This window comes from Enterococcus moraviensis ATCC BAA-383 (assembly GCF_000407445.1).
GTDB lineage: Bacteria > Bacillota > Bacilli > Lactobacillales > Enterococcaceae > Enterococcus_L > Enterococcus_L moraviensis.
The window spans coordinates 331,482-344,391 of record NZ_ASWB01000004.1 but is presented as its reverse complement, the minus strand read 5'-3'; the positions used below and the strand labels follow the sequence as shown (position 1 = coordinate 344,391).

The following is a 12,910-nucleotide window of genomic DNA, read 5'->3' as shown; positions in this document are numbered from 1 at the left end:
AATTTATATGCTTTGGTAACAACATTTATCTCTGAAATCATGGATCGTATTATTTTCTAGGTCTTTCTCTATATAGAAAAAATGAGTGAGAAAAAGTCTACTGTACTTTTTCTCACTCGCTTACTAAATAACATTACATTCGTTTTTTATTTAGTTGCAGCTTTTTATTGATTTCCACAATCTCATTTCCAAAATTACGCCAATCACTTGCTCTAGGAGGCGCTAACCAAATCAAGCTTCGTGCTGAAAATGTTGTTTTGGGAAGATAGTCTGAAACAATCAAGTCTGTATTTGGATGTACGACAGGCTGAAAATTTATGCTAAAGGAATCAAAAATCAGAATTTGTGATTGGATAAATTGATTGTATTTTTCCCCTTGCGTAAAATTCACATGAATATTGATCGTACTTTTTTCGCTTTCTTGATCATATTGTTGAGAAACGACCAGTAATAAATTGAAGAAGAGTGATTTTTTACTAAACGTGAATTCATCCTTTTTTAATTGATAGATAAATGTCTGGCAAATATCAAAAACAAGTGGATAGCGCTCATAAAAAAAATCCAAATCAATTACTCGTAATGTAAGATCGATCAATGGTGTAATGAATGTATGCTGATAGATCGTCATATTTATGCTGTCCCAAAACTCCTGACCTGTTAGCATTAACTCTGGGTACAAGAGAAATTGTTCTTTCAACTGGGATGCATATTTTTTGACCCTTACATTTTCAAGATCACAAAACTCCATTCGATAAACCCCTAATTGCCTGAGCATCCCACGTATTTCAACTTCCCTTTCTCGGTTGGTTCCTTGCAGTGTATGATTTGCCCATCGTTCGATTGTTTGATAAATAAACTTTTCTTTGTCAAAATCTGCGGACTTGAAATCACTCGGTAAAAAGTAATTTTGTTTGCGCTTTACTCTCTCCAACATAACAAATACATAGTGTTTAAAAAGATAAAAATTAGTTGCCTCTTCACATTGCAATCGAATCGCAGAAAGCAATTCATTGACTGATAGAATATCGGATTGATTATACAGCTCATCAGAGTCCTTATAAATTCGATAGTACAACATACTAAAATACTGACGAATAATCATTTCATTCCCAATTAGCTGAAATGTTTTAGATAATTTTATATCATATTGCGCTAGCTCTTGGCGAATTCTGTCCACGATTTTATACACGACAGTCCGGCTCATTCCTTGTTTTTCTCCGTATTTTTTGATTGAAGTAAACTGATTGAAAAATATTGTTTGTAACAATGTAAATTCTAATGAATACTTTAAATACCTTTCCTCAACAATACTTGACGATATTTGAGATTCTTGAAATAGAATAATTTCATTATTTTGTTCAATCAATTCCATTTCATTGATCAATTCAAATCTTTTTAAATCCTCATTTATTTCTATGATACTTCGTTCTAAAAGGTATTGAGAGATATGTAGTTGTTCACATAAACTATCTTTACGCTCTGAAAATGAGTAGTGTTGTTCTAATTTCCGAATAATTGATAGCTTTAAATTTGCTCGATCGTCTAATAACAAGAAATCCATTTAAACTCTCCTTGTTCCATACAGAAGTGTACCTGACAGGAAACTTAACATACTTCCAAAACCTGCGGAACCACTCTCTGCTCCTCCTGAAATGGTTTCGTCCATCCTTTTTTTAGCAGGTTCATTTTTCATCAATTCATCATTCAAAATGATTTTGATTTGTTTTTCGTCTGGCTCATAATAATTCATTTGATTTGTTGCTCTATTTTTGCGCGATGGTTTTGCCAAGTGGCTGACCGATACTTTCGCAACAGAACTGTAGTTTTCATATGAAAACTTTACAAAATACATCCCTGCTTCTTGATTATTTACATTTGTTTTGATTGTGACCTCGTTGATATTCAATGGCGCACCTGTTTTATCCTTTAACGACACCACATTGTCTAACGGTGACCAGCTTTCATTTTGTTCAATAGTGACATCTTTCAAAAGAAGTTCCGTTTGATTTTCCTTTACTTCAACTATAGCAGTCTCAGTTTTTCCATCTACTTCATAGGTCATTTTGTACTTTCCTGGAGTTGTTGCTTCTGCTCCATAAAACGTTTCAAAATGCAGAAAAAGTGCTGACGAAAAGAGTAAGGCTGTCCCTACTATAAATGGTTTATTTTTCACCTAGTCGTTTGCCCCCTAAAGTTCAATAAAATTGAAGAAAGGCCTGAACAAAAGCACGTTCAACATTGCTTCTGTTCTAGCCCAAATTCTTACTATCGTTAAGTTAATCTGTTCTTCGTTTTCTTAGTCGAATCACGACTGTTAGTGTGATCGCTATAGCTAATACGCCTACCAAGCGAAGAGAATGATTGTCATTTTCGCCTGTTTTCGGGTAGTTTGCTTGTTTGGTTGTTTTAGAAATATGGGTTTGGTTCTGATTTGGTTTCGCTGCATTTTTTTCAAGTACAGTGATTTTGGCTGTAGCTGTTAGTTGAGTCTCAGTATTTTTCACTTTTTTCGTTCTACTTGGTTCTATTTTTTCATCTGTTTTAGTTGTGTAGGTTACGTGGTATTCGCCTTTTTCTTTCGTTTCAACGCTTCCTGTGACTTCTACTTTTTCAAATGAAATATCTTTACCATCACGATCTGTTGCTGAGACAAAGTTATCTGCGCTCTTCCAGTCATCTCCTACATAAATCGTTGAATCTTTGACGATTAGTGTTGATTGGTCGGCTTTTACTGTAATTTTAGCTGTTTCTTTTAACTTGCCTGATCCATAAACAACTTCATAAACTGCAGGTTTTGTCGTATCTACATTTCCCGTTACTGTAACATCTTGAATAGGAACATTTTTTCCGTATTTGTCAGTTGCAGAGACAAAGTTGTCTGCTTCTTGCCAAGAATCACCTACATAAATCGTTGAATCTCTCACTGCAAGTGTTTCTTGATTTGCAACTACATGTACGATTACTTGGTGCTTTTGACCTTGATTGTCGTATTCAACGTCGTAATCGCCAACTTTTGTCGTATCAACATTTTCAGTCACTTTGATTTGATCGAATGCTACTGTTTTCCCTGTTTTATCGGTGGCCGATACAAAATTATCTTTAGGTGTCCAGTTAGTCCCGACAGCAATGGTAGAATCTTTTCCGAAAACGGTCGTTTGATTTGGTAATACTGTGATTTTAGCCTCTGCTACTTCTTGGCCAAAGCTATATGTCACAGGATAAACACCCTCTTTTGTCGTATCCACGACTCCACTTACAGTGATCTCTTCAATTGGCACAGCCTTCCCGTTCTCATCTGTTGCCGATACAAAGTTATCCGCTTCTTGCCATGCATCACCTACATAAATAGTAGAATTTTTGACAGCTAAAGTAGCTTGATTATCTACAACAGAAACGATTGCTTCAGCTTCTTTCCCTTGATTCTGATACGTAATCTTGTAATCACCAATTTTATTAGTATCGACTGTTCCCACTACGCTTATCTGGTCAAACGTAACTGAGTTGCCGTCTTTGTCTGTAGCACCAGTAAAGTTATCTTCTGGTTTCCAAGTTGTTCCTAAGAAAATTGTTGAGTCTTTTGCGCTAACACTACTTAAATCAGTTTTTTCTACAAGTGGGATTTCGATGTTATTCGAGCCTTTTGTCAATTTGATCGTTTTCCCATTGATATACTCGTCAGCAACCGTATATCCTTCTGGGATATTCGTTACTCTTATTGTGTAATCACCTGACATGATCGCATCAAATTGATATTCCCCATTTTCATCTGTCGTAAACTCTGTTTGATTATTTGTCACATTATCGATGAGCTCAAATGGGACATTTGGTATATTGATTGCTTGGTTATTTTCATTATACGTGTGAAATTGTGCTTGCGCCAAATATACGATTCCTTCTGCGTCTCCATCAGAAAATCTCAAAACAATTGGCGTTGTCGTAACTGTTCTACGAGCTTCTGTCATCTTATCCAAATTATCAGCGCTAATGATTGTTTCTGTATATACTTGCCCTGCATTTTTAGAAATCGTATTGTAGGTGATCGTCACATCTTGTGTTAGCGTATAATTTTCGAAAATGATTTGGGCACCTGTTGCTGTTTGTTTAATCGTATAAGCATCTTGCGGCACATTTGATACGGAGATTGAATTTAAATCAATTCCAGCATTTGTTGTACCTTTCGTCGCAAGTTCAAAGGTTGGATTTTTAACTTTACGTGTCTCATTATTGATATTTTTTGTTTTCACTTCATTTTTCGTTACGTTTTTTAGTGTTTCATGGCTAGTTTGGGTTGCCGATAAAATCTCTGTCCCTTCATTATTCACGGAAACAAATGCGCTCATTACCTGATCGCCATAAAGTGGTTCAGTAGCACTTCCTGTCACAGTGATCGCTTTAGTATCGATCCAGCCATTCGCATACTTGTATTCTATAATGTAGCGTTTCGATGTTTTGCCAAAATCAAATTTATAGCTATTTGTGGCTTCATCAAAGGTGATCTTAGGATAGGCTGCACTAGTTGGCGCTAATGGTTTGTCAAAATACTGTCCACGATCCCAATACTGAGGGTAAATCGAGTCTACCTGATCATTTGAAACATCATAAATATCAAACACTACATCCGCACCGTCTGGAATTTTAGTTGTTACGCTCAATGAATCAAACGAGTCATTTCTAGCATTGATTAGAAATTGATTTTTACTTCCTTGCAGTGTCCGCTCTGAATATTGTTTTCTCCCGGTTCTAACGGTTGTATCTACCGCTGTAAAATCATCTGTACTCAACGTCACTGGAAGTGTATCGATTGGAATACTTTTATTTTTTTCTAAACTATCTGGTACATAATTAAACCCTAAATCAAGATTGAACGAATGGGTAACTGGCGTCGTGAATTTGATTACTGTGCCCCCAGCAACAGGCGTTATAGTATAGTCTTTATTTAATTTATAATAAGAGTAGTCTCCTTTGGGTTCTCTTAACTTCAGATAGCTTGGATGCTCGATTTTGATCGTTGCATTTTTTACAGGAGTCTTTTCGCTCCCTTCGATTGCAATCGTTGTATCGCCCATATAGGCACCGTTTGCCTCATAATTACCCCAAGCGGTTTCTACATTATTAGGGTTAATGATTGAGATTGGCTGTAAGTATTGATCTGATACCAACATTATTTCTTTTCCTCCGTTGACCACCGGCGTACTCAAAACAATGTCTATGTCTTTTTGCTCAAATGGAACGACAAGCTTATCTGCTCTTATTTTTAAAAAACTATCTTTCGTTGCTGTCAGAATCAGTTTATTGTCTTCTTTTTTCACATCAAAGAAGTCCGTGATTTGAACTTGCTGATAGTCTATATCAATCGCTGAAACTTTATAATCGTCGATTTTTTGTCCATTTTTACTTTCTAAAATGATTTGTTCTCCTGTTTTCGTTTGTGTAGGAAAATCATAAATATTAATATAGTAATTTCCTTTTTCTTGCAAGCTTGCTCCTTGAAGTGACGCTAATGAAGCTTCTTTTAATGATTTTTGGTCTTTACTTGTTTTTGCTATAAACTCAAGTCCACCATACTGTCCAGTTGTACGATTCAACGTAACGGACCCTAATTTTGTTGTAGGATAACGATTATAAAAACTATAGGAATAATTTGAAACATTTTGTAACGCCAACGCACGATCAACGGATAAGGCATATGCTTTTTGTTTGTCCATATTCGTAATCGTAACTGCACCTCGATAGGCAGTGTCTTCATCAAGAGTGTAGTCTTGATCCTTCACTAAAATCTGCTGTGAGCCTGGAATGATATTTCCGTTGATATCTACATCGTATGAAGAAACACCGATTTGCTCTGTAGAGGTATTAAAAAATGTTGCACCTGGTGAAGCAGACATTCCTAATTCTAGCGTTTGGCTACCAGACAATTCTCTATCCAAGTTATAATAAATATTTCCTTTGATCCCATACTTATTAGTCACTTCTTCATATTTGATAGGAGCCACATCTTCATATAAATCAAAATTGTATTGATTAATGGTTTGACCTGTTGTTTTAACGGTCACTAATGGTTCTGCATCAGAATACACATAACTTTTCAGATCTAAATTAAATTGTGTCTCTGTAACACGCTGATTGAATGTGATCGTTACTGTCTTACTTTGTGCATTGACTGACCACAAAGCACCAACGTTTGCCACTTCGCCGCTGATATCTGAATACCCAAGATGATCAGGTAACGTCATAGTATAGACTGAACCCGGCGCATAGTCTTTGTCTTCAACCACAAAATTTAGTTTTACCATTACTGGTGTTGAATTTAGGACTCTATTTAAAGAACTTTGGCTATATTCAACGCCGCCCATATTCGTGATTGTCAGATTTGCTAAGATTTCATCTTCAATTGCTGATTTCGTCTCTACTTTTTTCACAGTAGCATCAGGTGCGCTTACAGAAGTTGACGGTTCCGTTGTTTCTAACGGTTTAGCTCCACTCTCTATAGTTGGATTATGACTTTCAGCTGATTCGCTGATCTTCGTTTCTTGATTTTCTGTCGCTTGTTCTACTTCATCATTTGACACACTCGTTTCTGATTCTGCTGATGTATCAGCGGTTTGTTCAGTTTGAGAGTCGTCCTCCGTAGTTGTCGTGGCAAATGCACTTACAGTTGGGCTAAGACTTTGTGCAAGTAATATCGCAAGCATAAATATATGTAATTTTCTCTTTTTCATGAGCAAGCTCCTTTTTAATAATATTTTTATCCATTTATATAATATACTTTTTTAAACTTTATAATGTTTATTTTTTTATATTTTAATAAAAAATAAAAACATACTTCTTGTTATTAATGAGTAAGCAACGACCCTTATCAAGACATACAGCGAATTATGATGATCAAAGTTATGGATTTCCTTTTTAATAAAACGTTCTATATTCGATATTTTTATTATAGATATTAAAATTATATTTTTTAATCGGTCATTAAATTATTCTACAAACTAATTATCCCTCATTCATCATTTAATCATCTTCCGTTTTTAAACAGGAAAGAAGAAAAAACACTTTATTTTTACGAACATACGTTTTATAGTATAAGAAACAGAAAAAAGGAGTTCAGCATGAAAACGTCATTAACAACTCAAATGGAAGAAGTTCTTTATTATTATTGTCGAGAGAATGGGGATATAGTAGTAGAAGAAGTCACGATGCCTGAGGAGCAAGGCATTGTTGATACACTAAGTTGTCGTCTAACCAATGAAAAACAATTTGAATGGCGATGTTATGAATTAAAAGCTAGCAAAGCGGATTTCCGCTCAAAAGCAAAATTATCTTTTATTGGAAATTATAACTATTTTGTATTACCTGCTGCTCTTTTTACCAAAGTAAAAGAAGAAATACCAAGCCATATTGGTGTGATGGTCTACCATCAGTATCTTTCTACGGAAGATCAACTATTACCAGGATACTTCACAATAGAGAAAAAACCGCAAAGGCAGCCGCTTTTAGTGAATGAACAAGAACTACTTTTTCGTTTAATCACTTCTCAAGCTCGTGAAGTTGGCAAAGCGAAGCAAACAGCACGTGGTCTACGCGCATTTTCAACGGATCAACTTTATAAAGAATTGAAAAAGAGACAACCAGATTATGACTTGTTTGGCGGAGGCGTAAATTTTTATGATCGTTTCGTAGAAGATTGTTGTGCGCAAGCAGTCGAAGCTTTAAAAAATGAATTAGACGCAACTCGTGAAGCTTATTTTGAATTGGAGCGACGTCTTTTGGAGGAAAAATAATGTACTATCCTTATTTTCGCGGAAAACAATTTGACTTATTCGCCTTGACGACCTTAGTAGAACAACATCGTTTATCCACTCAACTGTTTCCAATTATTGAACCTGTTAAAAATTCTAATGCTCTAAAAAAATTTATTCATGTATTTCAAAGGGAAAACCAACCGTTCTATCTTGTACAAAATCCTCAGGCGGGCGATTTTTTAACAGAAGATGGACTTCTTTACCTAAATTCATTATCTTTAGATAAAGCAATGATCGTTGAACAGCCTATTGAAACAGTGGAACAAGAGCCACAATTATTTGTGATTGGGCATTCAACACCTGCACTAGAAAGTGATTGGCAAACCAATCAAACGAAGGTTCTAGTACCAAAAGAGTTCCGTTTACTCCAAAAAATCAAAGGGTCTAAAATCATTTCGCAAGATCCCTTCACCAGACTACCTAAATCAAGTTTCTATCAAGAATGTGCGGATGAATTCTTTTCAGATACTCACTTGACCTACAAAAAAAGCGGGTTTGTTGGGTTTAGTGATTTTTCTATCGACAGTCGAATCTATTACGAACACAGCTATCCTTCAAAAATGTTGAGTTTGCATTTCGTCTATTTCGAGGGGGATCATTTACGCATCCACCATTTTCTTTCTAGCGAAGACCTACCTACTCAAAAGGATAAATTTTTTGAACTGATGAATGAAGTGAACGAATGGAAAACTAAATTATGTGGAGAAACCGTAACATTAGGCATTGAAGTACTTCTTGAAGCTGTTTCAACTGATAAATTCCCTGGTATGGGCGTTATGCGAAAAGCTGCAGTAATGCATCATATGGAACTTATGTCGCGTTATCTTGATAGATAACAAAAGAAAGCAGACTCTAACGTTTAACGTTACAGTTTGCTTTCTTTTGTTTTAGCCCACTTGATACAGTCACTTATTTTCCAGAAGTGTCCTCTTTTGTCTCAACTACCTGCTTTTTTGGATTTAATTTAATTTTAACTAGAAAACTATTATTGAGATTTTGTGCCATTTTTTGCAAGTTTTGAAGTAACAACACAATCCAACTGAATGCTAACATAAAAGCCAATAGCTCAAACGCAGTCAATGACAGATAACTTGTCCATTGAAATAAGACTACAACCACGACCAATGTTGCGGCAATCATATAAGAGATAGATAAAAATTCTTTCGTTACATTGGGTAATAACCACTTGATCCCTACGATTAAAGCAACGATTAAATAAACGAGATAACCTGCAACTTGATTATGCACTCCTTGAAACGGGCCAGTTTCAGTGTATGGAAATAATCCTACTGCCCCAAGATCCAAAGCTGTCAATGTCAAAAGAATTCTTAGTATCGTTAATCTTTTACTGTGTGGAATCGCTTTTTGCAATTCTACGAATAGCCCGTCGATCAAAGCAACCATCAATAAAGAAGAGAACATCAACGTTAAATTGAATTGCCAGCTACTTTTCGCTTCAATTGTTCCTAAAAAGCTAAAATTAAATTGCCACCACTGATAATCTTTATTTGTGATCATCGCCAATAGAACACCACCGATAATGACAAAAATCAACAAATTAGTTAATTTAGCTGGTGTGATCGATAACGCTGAATAAATCATGAAGTAATTGACCAATCCCACAAATACGAAAAACAACAGCGTCGCAGTATAGCGATCAAATGTTGCCCCTATAAAAACCAGCCCGATCACTTTGAAAAAAACTAACAAAGAAAAGACTAAAATGACAATGAATGATAATAAAATCGTAGGAAAATTTCGCCAATAGATATCTTTTGATTGCGTGGTGATTTGATTTCTTTTCCCTTTGACAAAAAAAACTAAGAAACTAAACACCCCACTCAATACACCAAACGACAGAACAAAATTTGCAATTGAATAGGCTCCCACCAAGGCAATTTGACTCTTATCAGTATAGATGAGGTATCCTAAAAATAACAGACTGATCACCGTTGTTGGAATCAAAAACCATCGTAATGACAACGTCTGGTTTCCAGCGACTTTCTTTTTCGGCTCAATTACTATTTTTTGATCTTTGATGCTTAAAATGACTTCTTCTTCATTTTCTAAATCAAACTCTTCTACTATTTTTTCAGGTATTGTTATACTAAATTGTTTTTCTTCCATACCTATCCCCCTTAGACTTAACGTACCATCTCATAAACATTATAGATTTCTTGCGCTTAAAAGCAAGCTTTAGTGATAAAATCCCAACACACACTGTTCTTTATCTTTCATTATTGTTCGTTTTTATAGTCTTTAATCGATGGTTGCTATTTTATTTCTTTTATATACTAACGTTAAATAGCTTACAAAAGGAGAGTTTTCATGTTAAAAAAAATTATAATTTCTATTTTAAGTCTAGTCATTTTGTCTACGGGGGGACTGCTCCTGTATAATACGTTTCGCCATAAACCGGTCTACGGCATAATCGTTTTAGATAAAGATGGGACAAAGGTAAATGATGCACTCAACTCACAGAAAAAAGATATCGAAAAAGCTGTTACTGTGGAGGGAAAATGGGTCGAAAAATCCAAAATGCTTGTATTGAATGTAACAGATGCAAAAAAAGTTATGGCGCTTAATGGCTTCCAAAAAGTGACCAAATCAAAAAATGATTATTCATTTGAATCGATAAAACACATTTCCGAAAATGAAACAACGTTCTTCTCAAAAGAGGAATCCCCTTTGATCACAGACGAAGCAAATAAAGCATTTCCTTCAATGGTTCATGAGTACGCGACATTAGGTGAGTCTTCCGCTTACGTTACGAGTATATTCATCCTTCCAGATACGCAATACAGTGAATTTACTGGCTCTGCCGTTCACTTAGGTGTCTTAAAAGTCAAAACAGATGCATCTAAAGCCTTAATCAATTATAATAAATTAGAAATGTGTCAACTATATAACGAGAGTAGAGATTAACCAAAATACAACACTGTCTACTCTTACAAAATTTTTATAAAAGATGGAATAAAAGTATGTGCTTTTGTTCCATCCTATTTATTTGGTGAAGGAGAGTTAGATAACATGCAACTGGCTATTGTTCCTTGTATTTTTATTATTGTCGGAGTCATTATTTTACTAAAAGAGCGGAGAAGTTTTTTTGGAGGTATGAGTTTTGCATTTGGCGGCCTGTTCCTTACGTTGATTTTATTAATGATGGGATTGATAAAATTAGGCGAGATTTCTGCAACTAGTTCCACTTTAGTCATTCTTATTGTTTATGCATTATTTCCTCTGATATTTTTGGGTATATGTGCCTTTTTTATTTTCAATACACATACCATGCAGACAAAAGAAGGGCGGAGTGTTACCGCGAAACTTTCAGCACTACTAGGTGTTAATCTTCTTATCACGATACCTTTATTTTTCTATTTATTATCTGTAGGAACACACCATATCTCGGTGTGGCTATTCTCCTTTTTAATGTTTGTCTTGTTGAGTGATTTACTTTTTTCTTTTCTGTTTACGTGTTACTTATTTTATTCGTGGATGTATCAAATGATTCCTAGTAAGAAAAAGGTAGATTATATCATTACTTTGGGGTCTGGTATCAGAAGTGAAGAAGTTCCTCCGTTACTTAAAAGTCGCTTAGACAAAGCAATCGAATATTATCATAAAAATCCCAATGCAAAGATTGTTGTTAGCGGTGGACAAGGTGCAGATGAGCCTGTCTCAGAAGCGTTTGCCATGAAAAAATACTTACTATCACAGCAAATCCCAGAAGCTCAAATTCTAGTAGAAGATCAATCTACAACAACTTTTGAAAATATGACTTTTTCAAAAAAGATTATTTTTGACGATTGGAAAATTAAAGACCATACGCCTACCGTTTTATTCTCAACAAACAATTACCATGTGCTAAGAGGCGCTTTATACGCAAGAAAGGCACATTTAAAAGCCGAAGGTATTGGCGCTCCCACTGCTTTGTATTTTTTACCAACTGCACTTATTCGCGAGTATATCGCTTTATTAACACAGTACAAGTGGTTTACAGTATCGATGATTTTAATTTGTTTGATTTCAGTTATTTGGAGCGTATTGCCTATATAACACTAAAGGAAGGATCATGACGATTGGTTCGTTGATCCTTCTTTTAGTGTTTTTTTCATACATACACAACGTTCATCACCAACAAACTCCCCATAATTCGGAATCATCTGATACCCTTGTTTTTCATAAAAACGAATGGCGTTCACCATTTCCTTGCCCGTTTCTAAAACCACTTGTTGATAGCCTTTTCCCAGTATATCCGCTTCTAATAGTTGAATGATTGCCCCAGCTGTCCCGTTATTTCGACTGTTTTGTTTTACATACATACGTTTTATTTCTGGTATTTGTTCATCTAAAAGTTTCCAACAGCCACAACCGACTGCCGTATCTCCCTCGTAAGCAACCACTGCACAGGCCATTTCAGTTAAGTTATGGTGATTTTGATACCCTTTGGCTACTTCCGTTCCCCACTCTTGATCGAAAAAAGCATTTAATTCATCGATCAACTTTAGTAAATCTAGATTTGTTACATCAACTTTCTCTATTTTCAGTGTCATTTTGCACCTCGTCTTTTTACTCTATTGTACCCACTCTTATCGTTTAAAGTAAATACAAATAAACGCCCCTTATCATGTCATAAAAGGCGTTTATTTATTGTAAGACGCTCGATTATCAAGCGCTTTCATTTTGGGTCAAACCTTATAAGCCACCTAAACTGGCAAGATAGAAATCCAATGTGTAAAAACGATAATCACTTTTAGAAAACTTTGATTTTTTATCTTGTAATTGCTCGATCAGTGCTAGGCGTCCTTGCTCTGTCACTTCTTCCCAATCCTCATCTCCCATTCTACAGTACAGTCTAAATGGTAATTCTACATCCATATGAACTTCCAAAAAACCTTCTGGTTCCCCTAATCCATGGTATTCAACATCTGTGATGATTTCACCTACATAATTCAGATAATTTTTACTCATTACGCCCTACCTCCTAATAATTTTTTAGACCAAAAAAATATTTTTCTTTATAATGAAATTGTACTAGATATTTGGATAATAAACAACTTATTTTCGATTTCTCTTTATAAATTAAACTGATAATCGCTTCAATTCATGAT

At 35.2% G+C, this 12,910-nt stretch carries 10 protein-coding genes; 4 read left to right on the top strand and 6 right to left on the bottom strand.

The annotated features are described in order from the left end of the window. Nucleotides 1-133: 133 nt before the first annotated feature. From I586_RS15090 to I586_RS15080, 3 genes are all read right to left on the bottom strand, one after another. Nucleotides 134-1,561: a helix-turn-helix domain-containing protein gene (locus I586_RS15090; RefSeq protein ID WP_010763739.1), complete on the bottom strand. Its 1,428-nt coding sequence runs from the start codon at nt 1,559-1,561 to the stop codon at nt 134-136. Then, nucleotides 1,562-2,173: a bacterial Ig-like domain-containing protein gene (locus tag I586_RS15085; protein WP_010763738.1), complete on the bottom strand. Its 612-nt coding sequence runs from the start codon at nt 2,171-2,173 to the stop codon at nt 1,562-1,564. Nucleotides 2,174-2,276: 103 nt separating this feature from the next. After that, nucleotides 2,277-6,719, bottom strand: coding sequence for a bacterial Ig-like domain-containing protein (locus I586_RS15080; RefSeq protein WP_010763737.1), 4,443 nt, complete (start codon nt 6,717-6,719; stop codon nt 2,277-2,279). 387 nt (nt 6,720-7,106) lie between these two features. Here I586_RS15080 and I586_RS15075 point away from each other — a divergent pair, with 387 nt between their 5' ends. Together I586_RS15075 and I586_RS15070 are read left to right on the top strand one after the other, a co-directional pair. Next, the gene (locus I586_RS15075; RefSeq protein ID WP_010763736.1) at nt 7,107-7,778 is read left to right on the top strand and encodes a hypothetical protein; all 672 of its coding nucleotides are present in this window, start codon (nt 7,107-7,109) and stop codon (nt 7,776-7,778) included. Then, entirely contained in the window at nt 7,778-8,635 is an 858-nt protein-coding gene (locus tag I586_RS15070; RefSeq protein WP_010763735.1) for a sce7725 family protein, read from the top strand. The genes I586_RS15075 and I586_RS15070 overlap by 1 nt, the downstream gene beginning before the upstream one ends. A 73-nt stretch (nt 8,636-8,708) precedes the next feature. Here the strand turns inward: I586_RS15070 and I586_RS15065 are convergent, their stop codons facing one another. Continuing rightward, on the bottom strand, nt 8,709-9,926 hold the full coding sequence (locus tag I586_RS15065; protein WP_010763734.1) for a DUF998 domain-containing protein: 1,218 nt from the start codon (nt 9,924-9,926) through the stop codon (nt 8,709-8,711). 201 nt (nt 9,927-10,127) lie between these two features. Here I586_RS15065 and I586_RS15060 point away from each other — a divergent pair, with 201 nt between their 5' ends. Together I586_RS15060 and I586_RS15055 are read left to right on the top strand one after the other, a co-directional pair. Then, a complete protein-coding gene (locus tag I586_RS15060; RefSeq protein ID WP_010763733.1) occupies nt 10,128-10,724 on the top strand; it encodes a lipoprotein BA_5634 family protein in 597 nt (198 codons plus the stop codon). A 105-nt stretch (nt 10,725-10,829) separates the two neighbouring features. After that, complete coding sequence (locus I586_RS15055; RefSeq protein WP_010763732.1) at nt 10,830-11,855, top strand: YdcF family protein; 1,026 nt, start codon at nt 10,830-10,832, stop codon at nt 11,853-11,855. 14 nt (nt 11,856-11,869) lie between these two features. Here I586_RS15055 and I586_RS15050 read toward each other — a convergent pair whose 3' ends face one another. Next, nucleotides 11,870-12,352: a GNAT family N-acetyltransferase gene (locus tag I586_RS15050; RefSeq protein ID WP_010763731.1), complete on the bottom strand. Its 483-nt coding sequence runs from the start codon at nt 12,350-12,352 to the stop codon at nt 11,870-11,872. 142 nt (nt 12,353-12,494) lie between these two features. Then, on the bottom strand, nt 12,495-12,770 hold the full coding sequence (locus tag I586_RS15045) for a hypothetical protein (protein ID WP_010763730.1): 276 nt from the start codon (nt 12,768-12,770) through the stop codon (nt 12,495-12,497). Nucleotides 12,771-12,910 lie beyond the last annotated feature (140 nt).

What these genes read in the sequence shown, in the direction of transcription:
- I586_RS15055 (WP_010763732.1), top strand. Translation starts at nt 10,830, where the DNA reads ATGCAACTGGCTATTGTTCCTTGTATTTTTATTATTGTCGGAGTCATT.
- I586_RS15090 (WP_010763739.1), bottom strand. Translation starts at nt 1,561, where the DNA reads ATGGATTTCTTGTTATTAGACGATCGAGCAAATTTAAAGCTATCAATT.
- I586_RS15075 (WP_010763736.1), top strand. Translation starts at nt 7,107, where the DNA reads ATGAAAACGTCATTAACAACTCAAATGGAAGAAGTTCTTTATTATTAT.
- I586_RS15070 (WP_010763735.1), top strand. Translation starts at nt 7,778, where the DNA reads ATGTACTATCCTTATTTTCGCGGAAAACAATTTGACTTATTCGCCTTG.
- I586_RS15080 (WP_010763737.1), bottom strand. Translation starts at nt 6,719, where the DNA reads ATGAAAAAGAGAAAATTACATATATTTATGCTTGCGATATTACTTGCA.
- I586_RS15065 (WP_010763734.1), bottom strand. Translation starts at nt 9,926, where the DNA reads ATGGAAGAAAAACAATTTAGTATAACAATACCTGAAAAAATAGTAGAA.
- I586_RS15060 (WP_010763733.1), top strand. Translation starts at nt 10,128, where the DNA reads ATGTTAAAAAAAATTATAATTTCTATTTTAAGTCTAGTCATTTTGTCT.
- I586_RS15045 (WP_010763730.1), bottom strand. Translation starts at nt 12,770, where the DNA reads ATGAGTAAAAATTATCTGAATTATGTAGGTGAAATCATCACAGATGTT.
- I586_RS15050 (WP_010763731.1), bottom strand. Translation starts at nt 12,352, where the DNA reads ATGACACTGAAAATAGAGAAAGTTGATGTAACAAATCTAGATTTACTA.